Source organism: Amycolatopsis sp. NPDC004378 (assembly GCF_053602455.1).
The window spans coordinates 88,127-102,535 of record NZ_JBSGDR010000008.1 but is presented as its reverse complement, the minus strand read 5'-3'; the positions used below and the strand labels follow the sequence as shown (position 1 = coordinate 102,535).

Annotated in this window: 14 protein-coding genes; 5 read left to right on the top strand and 9 right to left on the bottom strand. The window is 69.6% G+C overall.

Features of this window, described 5'->3' with window-relative positions; genetic code table 11:
* Window positions 1–47 precede the first annotated feature (47 nt).
* The 4 genes from ACWEN0_RS23950 (at window position 48) to purE (ending at window position 4,382) form a co-directional block, all read left to right on the top strand.
* Window positions 48–1,400, top strand: a complete 1,353-nt coding sequence (locus ACWEN0_RS23950) for a glycosyltransferase 87 family protein (RefSeq protein WP_451977434.1) — start codon at window positions 48–50, stop codon at window positions 1,398–1,400.
* Window positions 1,375–2,571 (top strand): glycosyltransferase 87 family protein, encoded by a 1,197-nt coding sequence (locus tag ACWEN0_RS23945; protein ID WP_451977431.1) that lies wholly within the window; start codon window positions 1,375–1,377, stop codon window positions 2,569–2,571. Before ACWEN0_RS23950 ends, ACWEN0_RS23945 begins: the two co-directional genes overlap by 26 nt.
* Window positions 2,572–2,685: 114 nt before the next feature.
* Window positions 2,686–3,870 carry a 5-(carboxyamino)imidazole ribonucleotide synthase gene (locus tag ACWEN0_RS23940; RefSeq protein ID WP_451977428.1) on the top strand — a complete coding sequence of 395 codons (1,185 nt, stop codon included), beginning with the start codon at window positions 2,686–2,688 and terminating at the stop codon, window positions 3,868–3,870.
* 14 nt (window positions 3,871–3,884) lie between these two features.
* Window positions 3,885–4,382 carry a 5-(carboxyamino)imidazole ribonucleotide mutase gene (gene purE / locus ACWEN0_RS23935; protein WP_451977425.1) on the top strand — a complete coding sequence of 166 codons (498 nt, stop codon included), beginning with the start codon at window positions 3,885–3,887 and terminating at the stop codon, window positions 4,380–4,382.
* Window positions 4,383–4,430: 48 nt separating this feature from the next.
* On the opposite strand, the gene ACWEN0_RS23930 is transcribed toward purE, so the two are convergent.
* Window positions 4,431–6,107, bottom strand: a complete 1,677-nt coding sequence (locus ACWEN0_RS23930; protein ID WP_451977423.1) for a class I adenylate-forming enzyme family protein — start codon at window positions 6,105–6,107, stop codon at window positions 4,431–4,433.
* Window positions 6,108–6,212: 105 nt separating this feature from the next.
* On the opposite strand from ACWEN0_RS23930, the gene ACWEN0_RS23925 reads away from it, so the two are divergent.
* Window positions 6,213–7,370 (top strand): acyl-CoA dehydrogenase family protein, encoded by a 1,158-nt coding sequence (locus ACWEN0_RS23925; protein ID WP_451977420.1) that lies wholly within the window; start codon window positions 6,213–6,215, stop codon window positions 7,368–7,370.
* 44 nt (window positions 7,371–7,414) lie between these two features.
* Here ACWEN0_RS23925 and ACWEN0_RS23920 read toward each other — a convergent pair whose 3' ends face one another.
* The 8 genes from ACWEN0_RS23920 to ACWEN0_RS23885 all read right to left on the bottom strand — a co-directional run bounded on the left by ACWEN0_RS23920 (window position 7,415) and on the right by ACWEN0_RS23885 (window position 14,382).
* Window positions 7,415–8,665, bottom strand: coding sequence for a tyrosine-type recombinase/integrase (locus ACWEN0_RS23920; RefSeq protein WP_451977417.1), 1,251 nt, complete (start codon window positions 8,663–8,665; stop codon window positions 7,415–7,417).
* Window positions 8,665–8,853, bottom strand: coding sequence for a helix-turn-helix transcriptional regulator (locus ACWEN0_RS23915; RefSeq protein ID WP_410668777.1), 189 nt, complete (start codon window positions 8,851–8,853; stop codon window positions 8,665–8,667). Before ACWEN0_RS23915 ends, ACWEN0_RS23920 begins: the two co-directional genes overlap by 1 nt.
* A 13-nt stretch (window positions 8,854–8,866) precedes the next feature.
* Window positions 8,867–10,498: a replication initiator gene (locus ACWEN0_RS23910; protein ID WP_451977414.1), complete on the bottom strand. Its 1,632-nt coding sequence runs from the start codon at window positions 10,496–10,498 to the stop codon at window positions 8,867–8,869.
* Window positions 10,498–10,884, bottom strand: a complete 387-nt coding sequence (locus ACWEN0_RS23905; RefSeq protein WP_451977411.1) for a hypothetical protein — start codon at window positions 10,882–10,884, stop codon at window positions 10,498–10,500. The genes ACWEN0_RS23910 and ACWEN0_RS23905 overlap by 1 nt, the downstream gene beginning before the upstream one ends.
* Entirely contained in the window at window positions 10,881–12,428 is a 1,548-nt protein-coding gene (locus ACWEN0_RS23900; protein WP_451977408.1) for an FtsK/SpoIIIE domain-containing protein, read from the bottom strand. The genes ACWEN0_RS23905 and ACWEN0_RS23900 overlap by 4 nt, the downstream gene beginning before the upstream one ends.
* Window positions 12,429–12,756: 328 nt before the next feature.
* Window positions 12,757–13,104: a helix-turn-helix domain-containing protein gene (locus ACWEN0_RS23895; protein ID WP_451977405.1), complete on the bottom strand. Its 348-nt coding sequence runs from the start codon at window positions 13,102–13,104 to the stop codon at window positions 12,757–12,759.
* Entirely contained in the window at window positions 13,101–13,373 is a 273-nt protein-coding gene (locus tag ACWEN0_RS23890) for an AMED_5909 family protein (RefSeq protein ID WP_451977402.1), read from the bottom strand. The genes ACWEN0_RS23895 and ACWEN0_RS23890 overlap by 4 nt, the downstream gene beginning before the upstream one ends.
* 547 nt (window positions 13,374–13,920) lie before the next feature.
* On the bottom strand, window positions 13,921–14,382 hold the full coding sequence (locus ACWEN0_RS23885; protein ID WP_451977400.1) for a hypothetical protein: 462 nt from the start codon (window positions 14,380–14,382) through the stop codon (window positions 13,921–13,923).
* Between the last annotated feature and the right edge of the window lie 27 nt (window positions 14,383–14,409).

Below are 14,409 nucleotides of genomic sequence, written 5' to 3'. Positions count from 1 at the left end.
CCGGACCCTCGCGCCCCTGAGGAGACCGGTCATGATTTCCTGGTGCGGTGACCAGGACCGTATCCAGCGACGTCGACGGCGAAGTCGTGGCCCGACCCCAGCACCGACTGGCCCTGCGGAGGTCACTCGCCCGCCTGTCCGTGCGCCCGCGGTCGATCCTGATCCTCGCGGTGATCCCCCTGGTCGCGATCGGGTACGGCATCTACGGCTGGCAGCACGACTGGGTGCTCGGCGTCGACAGCGCGGTCTACCGCGCCGGCGCGCTGACGCTGCTGCACGGCGACTCCCTCTACGACGCGAACACGCTGGCCGACGAGCCGTGGTGGGCGCTGCTGCCGTTCACCTACCCGCCGACGGCGGCGCTGATCTTCGTGCCGCTCGCGGCGTTCCCCACGCAGATTTCGTGGGGCCTGATCACGGCGATCTCGCTGATGGCGATGGCCCTGTCGATCCGGATCGCGATCGGCGCCCTGCCCCGCCCGGCCGAGGACGGGCCGCGCTGGTGGGCCTCGCCCGCGCGCTCGACGATCGTGTTCTTCCTGGTCTTCCTCGGCCTCGAGCCGGTCTGGCGGACGATCTTCCTCGGCCAGATCAACCTCGTCCTGATGGCGATGATCCTGCTGGACATGCTGGTCATCGGCGCGCGTGGCAGCCGCTGGGGCGGCGTGCTCGTCGGCGTCGCGGCGGCGATCAAGCTGACGCCGCTGGTGTTCCTCGGGCACCTGTTCGTCACCGGCCGCCGGATGGACGCCCTCCGCGGGCTCGCGACGTTCGTCGTGCTGCAGGGCCTGATGTTCCTGGTCAACGCGCACGACGCGGCCAAGTACTGGACGGTCACGCTGCCCGACACCGGCCGGATCGGGCCGGTGCACTGGGCGGGCAACCAGTCGCTGAACGCGCTGATGAACCGGGCCACCGACCTCGCGCCGTGGGCGTCGAAGGCGGCGATGGGCATCGGCTTCCTGCTCGCGATCCCGGCGCTGTGGCTGCTCATGCGGTTCCACCGCAAGGGCCAGGCGCTGGCCGCGCTGCTGGTCACCGCGTTCTGGACGCTGCTGATCTCGCCGATCTCGTGGACGCACCACTGGGTGTGGGTGATCCCGCTGATCGTGCTGCTGGTCTCGCGGCTGCCCAAGACCACGCCGAAGACGGCTTGGAAGCGCTGGCTGGGGACGTTCCTCGCGGCGTTCGTGTTCGTCAGCTGCGTGCTGCTGATCCTGCCGAACGGCCGGAACGTCGAGCTGCACTGGACGGTCTGGCAGAACATCCTGGGCGACGCGTACATCCTGATGCCGGTCGTGCTCGCCGCGGCGCTGGTCCTGCGCTGGGGCCTGCAGCGGCGGGCGCGGAAGCGGGCCGCGACTTCGGACGAGCATGTCGACGTCGCGTCCGGCGTCTGAGGCGCGCACCGGCCGCCTGCTCGCCGGGGTCATCGCGCTGCTGGTGCTCGGCTTCGGCGTCGTCGTCTGGCTGGCCGGCTGGCACTTGGGCGCGGACAGCGCCGTCTACCGCGCGGGCGCGTTGACGCTGCTGCACGGCGACCCGCTCTACACGCGGGACGTGCTGACGGCGTTGCCGGACTGGGTGCGGCTGCCGTTCACCTACACCCCCGCTGCCGCGCCGCTGTTCCTGCCGCTCGCCCTGGTGCCCTCCGGCCTGGTGTGGGGCGTGATCGCGGTTTTGTCGGTGGTCGGCCTTATCGTCGTGATCACGGTGGTTTCGTCGTCGCCGGGGCGCTCGCTTTCGTGGTGGGCGCTGCCGGCGGGAACGGCCGCCGCTCTGGCGCTGGAGCCGGTGTGGAAGACGCTGTTCCTGGGCCAGATCAACGTGATACTGATGGCGTTCGTGGTGCTGGACGTCCTGGTGCTCTCGGCCAGGGGGTCGCGGTTCGCGGGTGTGCTGATCGGCGTGGCAGCGGCGATCAAGCTGACCCCGCTGATCTTCGTGCCGCACCTGTTCTTCACGGGCCGGTGGAAGGACGGGCTGCGGGCCCTGGGCACGTTCGTGGCGCTCGAAGCGGTGATGTTCGCGGTCATCCCGGTGGACGCGGCGCGGTTCTGGCGGGATTCGGCGACCGACCCGAGCCGGGTCGGGTCGGTGCACTGGATCTTCAACCAGTCGCTCAACGGGCTCGTCAACCGGGCTTCGGAGCTGGCCCCCTGGTCGCTGGCGGTGGCGGTCGGGGTGGCGGCGGTGCTCGCCGTGCCCGCGGTGTGGCTGGTCGTGCGGCTGCACCGGCGCGGTGAAGACGCGGGCGCGTTGCTCGTCACGGCGTTCTACGGGCTGCTGCTCTCGCCGGTGTCGTGGTCGCACCACTGGGTCTGGTGCGTGCCCTTGATCACGCTGCTGGTGGTGAAGGCGCGGTGGTGGGCCGCGGCGGCGGTGGCCGTGCTGTTCGCCTCCCAGATCGTGATGCTGGTGCCCAACGGCGGCGACACGGAATTCGGCTGGGGCCTGGGCTGGTCGGTCCTCGGCAACGTCTACGTCCTCGCGGCGGCGGCCGGGATCGTTGGCCTCGCGGCACGCGAGCTACGCCTGGTCCGGCGGTCACCCCAGGTCGTGACCGTTTGACAATCCGGCCGAAAGCAGGCGGATGCGGTTCCGGCGCCGGCGTGCTCACCGCACCAGTCCGCCGTGACTGCCCGTCGGATTGTCAAAAATCCGCGCAGTAGGCTGACTGGCGCTATGGACAAACACACCGGTCTTCCCGTCGTGGGCATGGTGGGCGGCGGGCAGCTGGCCCGGATGACCCACCAGGCGGCGATCTCCCTCGGCCAGTCCCTGCGCGTGCTCGCCGCGGGCGAGAACGAAGCGGCGGGGCTCGTCGCGGGCGACGTCACCCTGGGGCACCACACCGACCTCGAGGCGCTGCGGAAGTTCGCGGCGTCGGTCGACGTGCTCACGTTCGACCACGAGCACGTGCCGGGTGAGCACCTGCTGACGCTGGCGATGGAGGGCTTCGTCATCCGGCCGGCGCCGAGCGCGCTGGGCTTCGCGCAGAACAAGCTGGTGATGCGCGAAATGATGGCCGGGCTCGGAGTGCCGGGTCCCGCCTTCGCCGAGGTGTCCGCTGTGGACGACGTGCTCGCGTTCGGCGAGGCGCACGGCTGGCCGGTGGTGCTCAAGGCGTCGTCCGGGGGCTACGACGGCCGCGGCGTCTGGATGCTGGACACCGCGCAGCACGCGCGCGAGACGGTGCCGGAGCTGCTGGAAGCGGGCACGGCGCTGCTGGTCGAGGCGAAGGTGACGATGCGGCGGGAGCTGTCCGCGCTCGTCGCCCGCTCGCCCTTCGGCCAGGGCGCGGCGTACCCCGTGGTCGAGACCGTGCAGACCGGCGGCATCAACACCGAGGTGCTGGCCCCGGCGCCCGGCCTCGCGCCGGAGCGCGTGCACGAGGCGCAGGACCTGGCGCTGCGGATCGCGTCGACGCTGGACGTCACGGGCCTGCTCGCGGTGGAGCTGTTCGAGACGGACACCGGGCTGCTGGTCAACGAGCTGGCGATGCGCCCGCACAACTCCGGGCACTGGACCATGGACGGCGCGCGCACGTCGCAGTTCGAGCAGCACCTGCGCGCGGTGCTCGACTACCCGCTGGGCCGGACGGACCTGGTCGCGCCGGCGTGCGTGTCGGCGAACGTGCTGGGCGCGTCGGAGCTGCCCGAGATGGGGCCGGACGAGCGGCTGCACCACCTCTTCGCGCGGTACCCCGAGGCGCGGGTGCACCTCTACGGCAAGCAGGAGCGGCCGGGGCGCAAGCTCGGGCACGTCAACTTCACGGGCGACCGCATGGCCGAGCTGCGCGACCGCGCGCTGCTGGCCGCGCACTGGCTGTCCCACGCCGTCTGGCTCGACGGCTACGAGATCCACTGACGGGAGTAACCGGTATGGCGCCGCAGGTGGGCGTGATCATGGGCAGCGACTCGGACTGGCCGACGCTGGAGGCGGCGGGCGCGGCGCTGGACGAGTTCGGCGTCGAGTACGAGGTCGGCGTCTACTCGGCGCACCGCACCCCGCAGCGCATGCTGGACTACGCGACGTCGGCCGTGGCGCGGGGCATCCGCGTGATCATCGCGGGCGCGGGCGGCGCGGCCCACCTCCCGGGCATGGTGGCCTCGGCGACGGTGCTGCCGGTGATCGGCGTCCCGGTCCCGCTGAAGTACCTGGACGGCCTGGACTCGCTGCTGTCGATCGTCCAGATGCCGGCGGGTGTCCCGGTGGCCACGGTCTCGGTGGGCGGCGCGCGCAACGCGGGCCTGCTGGCGGTCCGCATCCTGGCGGCGTCCGACGAAGGCCTGCGCACGAAGATGTCCCGCTTCCAGGCGGACCTCGAGAAGCTGGTCCTGGACAAGGACGCGGCCCTGCGCGCGAAGGCCGGAAAGTAGCGAAGGTTTCGCCCGCCGGACCCGGCTCGTGGCCGGCGGGCGCCCCGGTCAGCCGTCGAGCTTGCCGATCAGCTGCTCCCGCAGCTGGCGCTTGAGCACCTTCCCGGCGGCCGAAACGGGAATCTGCTCGACGACGTGCACCTCCCGCAACCGCTTGTACGGCAGCACTTTCTCGTTGACCGCGGCCATCAGCTCGTCGGCGTCCAGCGAGCCGCGCGGCACCACGAACGCCACTGGCAGTTCGCCGACCTCGACGTCCGGGCGGCCGACCACCGCGGCCGCCGCGACGCCCGGCATCGTGATCAGCAGCTCCTCCAGCTCGCGCGGGAAGACGTTGTAGCCCTTGTACAGCAGCATGTCCTTCTTGCGGTCCACGATGGACAGGTAGCCGTCCGCGTCGAGGATGCCGACGTCGCCCGTGTGGAGCCAGCCGTCGACCAGGGCCGCGGCCGTCTCCTCAGGACGGTTGCGGTAGCCCTGCATGATCTGCGGGCCGCGCAGGCAGACTTCGCCCTTCTCGCCCGGCGGGAGCGGGTCTTCGCCGCCCTCGGCCGGGACGATCTTGACCTCCGTGTCGAAGATCGGCAGGCCCACCGAGCCGACCTTGCGCGTGCCCGAGGTGTACGTCGGGGAGATCACCGCACCCATCGTCGCCTCGGTGAGGCCGTAGCCCTCGGTGACCACCACGCCCGGGAAGCGCTCGCGCAGCGCGGTGATCATCGCGTGGTTCATCGGCGCCGCGCCCGAGCCGATCGAGCGCACCGAGGACAGGTCGGCCGTGTGGAACGACGGCGTCGCGAGCAGCGCCGCGAACAGCGCCGGGGCGCCGCCGATGCCCGTGATGCGGAGCCGCTCGGCGTCGGCGACGTACGCCGGCGGGTCGAAGCGCGAGTGCAGGACGATCGACGTGCCCGCGATCACCGCCGCGTTCAGGCCGCCGATGATGCCCATCGCGTGGAACCACGGCGTCAGGTTGATCGCGACGCCCGTGCCCAACCGCGTCGGCCACTCGGCTTCGCTGCCGATCTGGTCGAGCGTGACGTCGCCGCGGTCGTCGAGCGCCGGCACCGAGCCGGAGCCCCAGCAGGCGTGCTGGAGGGTGTTGACCACGACGTTGCGGTGCGTGAGCCGGACGCCCTTCGACCGGCCGGTGGTGCCGCCGGTGTAGGCGAGGTGGGCGAGGTCCTCGTGGACGTCGATGTCCACCGCCGGGTGCGTCTCCGGCCGGCCCGCGTGGAACGCCTCGAACTCGAAGCCGCCTTCGGGCAGGTCGCCGGTGGGGCCGACGACGACGGTGAGCCGCGCCGGGATGCGGTCGGCGACGCTCGCCAGCGCGCCCGCGACCGGGCCGAACGTCACGACCGCGGCGGCCTCGCAGTCGGTGAGCTGGAACGCGAGGTCGTCCGGCGGGAGCAGCGGGTTCGCCGGGCTGAAGGTGGCCCCGGCCAGCAGCGTGCCGTAGTACGCGACCGGGAAGGCCAGGCAGTTCGGCAAGTGCAGCGCCACGACGTCGCCGCGGCCGACGCCGTGGGCCCGCAGCGCGTGCGCGAACCGGCTGGCCGCGCGGTAGGTCTCGGTGAAGGTGAGGCTGCGGCCGTCGTGGGCGAAGGCGGTCCGGTCGCCCCAGCGCGCGGCGCCCGCGGCGAGGATCGAGCCGACCGGGACTTCGGGGTAGTCGAGGGAAACGGGCAGACCGGGCGGCGTCGTCGGCGCGGTGAGCGGCATCACTCGACCGTACGATTTCTGCGGTCAAGGACACAAGGACGCCGACTGTGAACGAGCGCTAACATCGACAGAACCCTCCCGACGTCGTAGAGAAGGTGACCGGAAGTGACCGACGGCCTGTACCAGCTTGCCGAGGAGCACGAGGAGCTGCGGGCCGCGGTCCGGGCCCTGGCCGAGAAGGAGATCGCGCCGTACGCGGCCGAGGTCGACGAGAACGAGCGCTACCCGATCGAGGCGTACAACGCGCTGGTCAAGTCGGGCTTCAACGCCGTCCACATCGGCGAGGAGTACGACGGGCAAGGCGCGGACGCCGTCGGCGCCTGCATCGTGATCGAAGAGGTCGCCCGGGTCGACGCGTCGGCGTCGCTGATCCCGGCGGTGAACAAGCTCGGCACGCAGCCGATCATCCTGTCGGCTTCCGAAGACCTGAAGAAGCTCGTGCTGCCCTCGATCGCGTCGGGCGAGGCCTCGGCGTCGTACGCGCTTTCGGAGCGCGAGGCCGGTTCGGACACCGCGTCGATGCGCGCGCGGGCCCGGCTCGACGGCGACCACTGGGTGCTCAACGGCACCAAGTGCTGGATCACCAACGCGGGCGAGTCGTCCTGGTACACGGTGATGGTCGTGACCGACCCGGACGCGGAGAAGAAGGCCAACGGCATCTCGGCGTTCGTCGTGCACAAGGACGACCCGGGCTTCTCGGTGGGCCCGAAGGAGAAGAAGCTCGGCATCAAGGGCTCCCCGACGCGCGAGATCTACTTCGAGAACTGCACGATCCCCGCCGACCGCATCATCGGCGAGCCGGGCACGGGCCTGAAGACGGCGCTGCGCACGCTCGACCACACCCGCCCGACGATCGGCGCGCAGGCGCTGGGCATCGCGCAGGGCGCCCTCGACGCGGCGGTGGCGTACGTGAAGGACCGCAAGCAGTTCGGCAAGACGATCGCGGAGTTCCAGGGCGTCCAGTTCATGCTGGCCGACATGGGCACCAAGATCGAGGCGGCCCGCCACCTGGTGTACGCCTCGGCGGCGGCCTCCGAGCGCGGCGACAAGCGCGCGGGCTTCATGGCCTCGGCGGCGAAGGCGTACGCGTCCGACATCGCGATGGAGGTCACGACGGACGCGGTCCAGCTCTTCGGCGGCGCCGGCTACACCCGCGACTTCCCGGTGGAGCGCATGATGCGCGACGCGAAGATCACGCAGATCTACGAAGGCACCAACCAGATCCAGAAGGTCGTCATGGCCCGCGCCCTGCTCAAGGGCTAGATTGATCTTGATCCGGTAGTTCGGGTGGCCCTGGTGGTCCATGATCAGGCCGCCTCCAGGCCGTCATCGGCACCAGGCCGCCCGAACACCGCGTCAATGGCCTGCCGAGCCCGTTGGTGGCTCGACGGGACCAGGTGCGTGTACGTCCGCAGCGTGAAGCCCGCGTCGGCGTGCCCCAGGTACTCGGCCAGCTCCTTGATCGAGACCGCGCGGGACAGCAGCGTCGAGGCGTAGAAGTGCCGCAGCGCGTGCATGCCGTCGGCCCGGCCACGGTGGGTGATTTTCGCCTCCCTGAACCCGCCCTGCCAGACGACCTTGGTGAACAGGTCGCCGGTGTACAGGCGGCCGGCCTCGCCGGTGACGAGCAGCCGGACCGTGACCCGATCGCCGTCGGGCGTTTTCCACGGGAGCGTGACGGCGGTCGCCGGGAACCGGTCGTCGTGGTCATCGATCTCCGCCAGCAGGGCGGGGGAGAGCGGCACCGTCCGCGTCTTGCCGCCCTTCGGCGGAGCGAACATCATCACGCCCTTGACGGTCTTGATCTGCCGTTGAACGCGGACCACCATCTCCTCCCGGTCGGTATCGTCCGGCGAGAAGCCCAGAATCTCGCCCTGCCGCAGCCCGAGCCCGGACCCGAGCGGGACGACGACGCGGAACCGCTCAGCGAGCCCGGCCCGCACCTTGTGCACCTGCTCTTCCGGCCACACCACGACCTGCGGACTGCTGCCCACCGGTCGCCGAACGGTCTTCGCCTGGCAGGGGTTCTCCCGGATCAACTTGTCGTCGATCGCCGAGTCCAGGACGCCGGTCACGATGGTGAACAGCACGACCTGATAGTTGGCAGCGAGCCGCTTCTCTTCCATCACGCCGAGCCAGTCACGAATGGTCGACGGCTTGATCTGTCCGAACTTCAGGTGCCCGAAGACCGGGTAGATCTGGCTTTCGAGTCGGCTACGCAGAATCTCGCGCGTTGCCGGGTCGGGTGACTGTGCCTTGAGCCAGTTCTCGGCCTGTTGCCGAAACGTCTTGGACGACGAGCGCGGGTCAATGTACTTGTCCTCGCGCTTGTCCGACTCCACACCGATGAGGAAGTCTTCCGCGCGCTTCTTTTGCTTGTCAGGGAACGACTTCGAACGCTCCTCGCCGTCCGGGTCGAGGTAGCGCACCTTGTATCGCAGGCCGGTGCCGTACAGCTCAGTCTTTTCGAGCACCGGCTTTCCCCGCGCGTTCAGGAGGACCTTGCCAGTCTCCTTGTCACGCGCAGGGCGGTACCAGCGATCTTGGATGTGTCCCATCAGGCCGCCGCCTCTCCGTTGACCCAGGCTTGGACCTTCGCCGGGTCGTAGCGGAGGTGACGGCCGATCTTCCGAACCGGGGGACCTTCGCCGCGCCACTTCCACTGGTACAGCGTCTTGACCGGGACGCCGAGGTAGGCGGAGACGTCGTCGACCGACCACAGCCGGTCCATGTTGCTGATGTTCATCTGTTCCCCCTGGTTAGGCTGCGAGCTGAGTTGCCGAAGTTTTCGGACCGTCCCCTGGTGGTCCGGCGGCAGCGAGTAGCGCGCGGTCGTACTCGGCCTTCCACGTGATCCGTTCCGCGATGGCACGCATGACCAGGTGCGGCCGGGGCGGTACCTGCGGGTCTCCCGGTTCGACCTTGCGCCACACGAGCCTGGCCGGGTCCGGTTGTCGTTTCTCGATCCCGATCGCCGCCAACGCCTGCTGAACGAACGCCTTCCGGTCGGCTTTGTGGTCGTCGAGGGTCTTGCCCGACCACTTGCGCGACACCAGCACCCGCCGCCCCGGCAGCCCGAGCGTGGTCCGGCGGTGAGCCCGTCCCTTGCAGTGGCCGGGGGTAGTTTTGCTGCCCGCGCCCTTGGGCTGGACCCCGTACAGCAGCCAAACCGCGCAGCGAGGGGAGCACGGGGTCACCGACAGTTCGGCGTGCAGCCGGTCGTGGTGATCCCGCAGCCGCGCGGTGTCTGCCTCGACGACCTCGCCGGTGGACTTGGTGAGGTATTTCGTGAGGTAGCCGATGTGGCGGCCGGCCTCTTCGGTGCCGCCGAGGATGCCCTTTGAGTGGACCTGCTGCCCGAAGGTGACCACGTGTGCCGGGTCCTCGACCTGGTCCACGGCGTCGTCCCAGCTGGTCAGCGATTGCCGGGTGTCCGGGTCGATGAACGCACGCGTGTCCGGGTCCCAGACCGGCAGCCGACCCGTGTAGACGATTTGGTCGTGATTGGGCCACCAGACCTGGTGATAGGTGGCCTGGGTGACCTGGCGGATGACGTCGTGCGGGATCGCCCCACGGATTGCCGCGTGCAGGTGTGGAGCCGTGCGCTTCTGCGGCTCGACCGTGGCGAAGTACTGGGCGTCCCAGCCGATCACCCGGCGCAGGTTCTGCCACCACCGGTCGACCAGCGCGGAGAAGTGCACCGCGTCCCGCGCTGCCCGCCGGTAGTCGTAGCGGGCCGGGTCGACCGGTGCCCCGTCGCGGACCGGGCCGTAGGTGTCGCAGGTGAGCGTGACGAACATCGACGGCCGGAACTTTCCCGCGTACTCCCGCCCGACCGTCGTTTTCGCGACCTTACGTCGGGGCAGGTTCGGCGCGTCCTGCCTACGACGAGTCGACCGCTTCACCGCCTGCTTCGTCGGCACGTTGAGCGCTGGCAGCCGGCCCCGCATCCCAAGTTGCCGAAGTTCCGCATCAACCCCGGCGATCTCCTCGCGCAGCTCTTCCGCCTCCGCCTGGTCGTGCCCGACCACCTCCCGGTAGGCCGCCACCAGGTCGGCGCGGTAGGTCAGCAGCTCTTTGTGGTCCTCCGAGGGCGGTTCAGCCGCAAGGACGGGTTCTTCGGTCATGTGCCAGCCCTCGCGGCACTGGGCCTGCCGCAGCGCCTTCGCCTTCCGCGCGCACGGCAGGCACACCGACTCGACGGTGGAGCCGCACGGGACGGGGACGTAGCGGAGTTCGCCGGTCTCGGTGTCGCCGATCTCCATGGTGAACGGGCGGACGCAGACGCCGTGCTTCTCCGCCGTTGCCCGGATCACGTCAGCTGCGAGCGGTGTCCGTATCCGTTCCGCCCGCGTCCCGGCAGTGGCCGGTCGTGTGGTGTCTGGCGTCATCAGGCAGCCACCTCCCCGGGGCGGTTCCATTGACGGAGCTGGAACACGGGCATGTCTTGCCGCTGGCCAGCGGGCAGATCCGGGAACGCCGCCGGGTCGTAGGCGACGCCGCCGTAGACGTGCACGGGGATTCCGCACGGGGTTCGGCCGGTGAGCGACAGGTGCACCGAGTCGCCCTCCGGGGTGCGCCAGAGTGAGGCCGACACGTCGTCGAGGGTGTTGGCCCAGGTCAACAGAGCCCCGGCGACGTCGGGTAGCCGATGTGCGTCGAGCTGGACCGTGAGCGGGTCTGACCAGGTCCGCACGGTCACCGTGGCGACCGGCGGGAGCTGGTGGAGGTCGAGGTGGTCCCGGATCGTGTCGAGGAAGACCATCAGCCGGTTCACGCGGCCACCCCCTCGCCGCCGAGCGCGGGCCGAGCCGTGCTGCCGTTGGTGACGTAGTGCTCCAGCGCCTTGACCGTCTCGTCGGACACCCAGCCTGCGCGGATGCGCAGCGGTTCGCGGATGCCTTCGCCCCAGACGAACCCGACACCGGCTTCGCTGTCGCCGATGCGGTTGGCCCAGGCGCCCCGTTCGTAGGCGCCGTCGCCGAGGACCATGCCGACGTGCGTCTTTGACGTGACCCGCAGGCACACGCGGCGGGTGAACAGCTCCCGGACCGGGACGGTGTCCTTGGTTGGTTCCTGCACATAGCCGCGTACGGAGATGTTCAGGGCGCGACCTTGGGTGTTGAGTAGGGCGACGCGTTCGACGATCTGTTCGCGGGTCTTGCGGTCGGTGTACTTCGTGAGCGCGCCAATCTCGTCGAACTCCAGCAGCTCCAACGGGTACTCCGTGGACAGCGGGATGGTGCGGACGCGACCGGCGAACTCCCGCTTACGGGATTCCATCTCCTCGACCAGGCCGTCGAGCACCTCGAGCGCGTCCTTCCCGGACACCGCGTACCGGGCGAAAATCCCGCGCCCGTAGGCGAGCTCCATCCCCTTGGGATCGATCCCCGACATGCGCACCAGACCCGAGCGGATCGCAGGCGCGGCAGCGACGAGCGGACACCACATCACCGAGTTCTTCCCCGCACCCGAGGCACCGGCGGTCAGGCAGTGCGCACCGGAGCCGAGCAACGGCACGCGCCAGTCATGCCCGTACTCCGTGCGACCGGCCCACACCTGCCGTAAGTCCACGGCGGACTGCCCCTCAGGCAGGTCCGGAGAAGGCACGAGGCCGGCCAGTTGGTCACGACGCTGAAAGTCGATCGAGACCAGGTTCGGCTCCAGCTCCCGCACCTGACACCGCGCGACCTTCCGCGCCGACGCCAGCGCACGGGCCGCCTCGTCGAAATCCTCCGGCTTCTGGCCGGGTACCAGCCGCACTCGGACCTCATCCCATGACGGGCCCGAGCGGACGCCGAGGACCTTGGGCACCTGAACCCCGGACTGCCGAGCCGTCGCCCGCGAAGCCTTCCGGCGACCCACCAGGTTCACGGTCACCTCGACCGGCAGCGCGGCATCGCGGACGCTGAGGCCGCAGGCGTGCAGCCAGCCGGGCAGCTTGAGGTGGTACACGGCCCAGCGCAGCCACCACGACCGCAACGGCCGGCCGCACCACTGGTCGAACGAGGTCACGTCGAGCAGCCGCCAGACCCCGAGGATCAGTGCCAGGCCGACGAGGTTGACCACGAGCCAGACCCAGCCGACCCAGACGCACCACAGGTAGACCGCGATCACGGTCAACGAGGTGCGCCAGTGGATCACGACCTGGGAGAACAGCCAGAACACGACCTTGCAGGCCCACCACAGGGCCACGAACACGACAACCATGGCGGTCAGCAGCTCAGCCATGGACGCCAAGGCCCGCCCGATCTTGGCCAGGACCCACACGAAGAGGCCGAGGCCGGCCAGGGCGATCACGAGCATTCCGGGGGAGGTCATCGCCGACCACCCCGCAGCGCCGCCGAGAGATCCAGCGGCAACGCCCCCAAGCAGGGAGCGCACTTGGTCTCACCCGGCAACAGCCGAGCGAACCGCTTGCATTCCGCGCAGCGCATCCGGGTGACCCCGGTTGACCGCCGTCCGTTGTCATCATTTATCGTCTGCATTGTTCACTTCTCCAGTGGACAGACGCAGAACCGGCGAAAAGGTTGGTAGCCAGGAACCGGTTCTGCGTTCTAAAGGGCAAACTTGAGTGCGCAAGGACGTGTTTATATGTCACACGTCCCGGCGTGCGAAAATTGTCAGTTTTCGGTTGTTGCCGTCGTAGCTAGTTCTGTCGAGCTCCGCTCACCTCCAGCCGGGTCGAGCACTGCCCGCGCGAGCGAAGCTGCACACCTTCAGCGAGCAGGATGTTGCGGGTCTGGTTGTAGCTCAAGCCATACGAGGCAGCGAGCTGCCGGATCGACCGGCCGAAGTTGTAGGCATTGACGAGGCCCGGCGGCGTCGGAGGAAGCGGGATCTTCGGAGGCCGAAGCGTCACACCCTCGTCGATAAGGATGGTGCGAATCTTCCGATAGCTGAACGGATAGCGCGCGACCAACCCTTCGATGGTCTCACCGGCCGCGTACTGATCAACAAGCTCCGCAACTACCGCCGGATCGATCTCGACCGTCACCGCGCATCACCGTAGCCCGACTTCCACTCCGGCTTTTTTGTCAGCTTCTCGACCTGCCGCATCTCATAACCGACCCAGTACAACGCCTCCCAGTAATGACGCTCATCCAGCTCGGCGACCCGCTCATACATCGCCGCGTTCGCCCGATGGAACTCAACCCAGACCGACAGAGCAGCATCCCGTTCCGGCCGGAGAACGAACACGGCTTCCCGCGCGTCAGCCAGCGTCGCAACCTCGCGATACGACCTGACCACCGTCTCCGCCCCCATCAGGACCGACCGGAACTGCCGCGCGCGCAGCCACCAGGGCCGCCAGGTCGTCCACCCCGTCGCGGAGCCGGAGAAGGAACGCCACGCACGCCGGCCACTCCTCCACATCCCCCGGCAGAGCCAGCGTCGCCACCGACGTCGCCCCGGTCACGACCAGCACCGGCGGACTGGCCGGATGCGGACCCGTCTCCTCCACCGTCACCGAATCCCGAGACTCGACCGTCCACGTCACGCCGAACCCGTCGACCCGAAACCCCATCGCCGTCTGCCTTACTCGCCCAATCCCGTGCCAATTCCGCGAATCCCTCGGCCGCCGACTCCAGAGCCGCCACGCACCACCACGGCAGCCCGCGCGACTTGGCCAGCTCGTGCCAGGCCCGCGACACCCGCCGCGCCGCATTCGACGTGTTCAGCGAGGCCACCGGCGAGAGCACCCGTGAGCCGTGCTCCCACGCCGCCATGTAGTCGCGGTACGCCGTTTCCCACGCCCGGACCAGCTCCTGAAACGCCCTGGCGTCGCGAACCGGCCCGGACGTGTTCGCCCCACTCACGCCGCCTTCGCCGCCCCTTCGCCACCCGACGCCGACCGCGTGGCCTTCGTGCCCGAGCCGCTGGTCGCCGTCTTGAACCCGGTCGCCCGGAAGACGTAGGACTGGTACTTGAACTCGCCCTGCCCGGCGACCTTCGGCTCCGCCGTCAGCCCCTCCAGCTCGATCGGACGCATCCCCGGCAGCGCCTCGGACGTCGCCGGGACCGGCTGCACGTCGGCGAGCAACGTGATCTCGAACGATGCCCGCTTCGCCTTCGTCTCGGCCGGGTCGGTGACCGTCACCTTCCACTGCCGCTTACCGGTCACCTCGTCGACCCGCTGCCGCGCCGGGCGACCGGCTGCCCTGTCCTCACGGGACTGGTACTCGTTGTCCGGCGAGACCTCGCCAACCATGACCAAACCCTGAGCGAAGGCGTCGTCGAACTCGATCGGAAAGCGAAAACCCTTGTAGATAGCCATTTTAGCCCCTGCTGTGTCTGTTGTGTT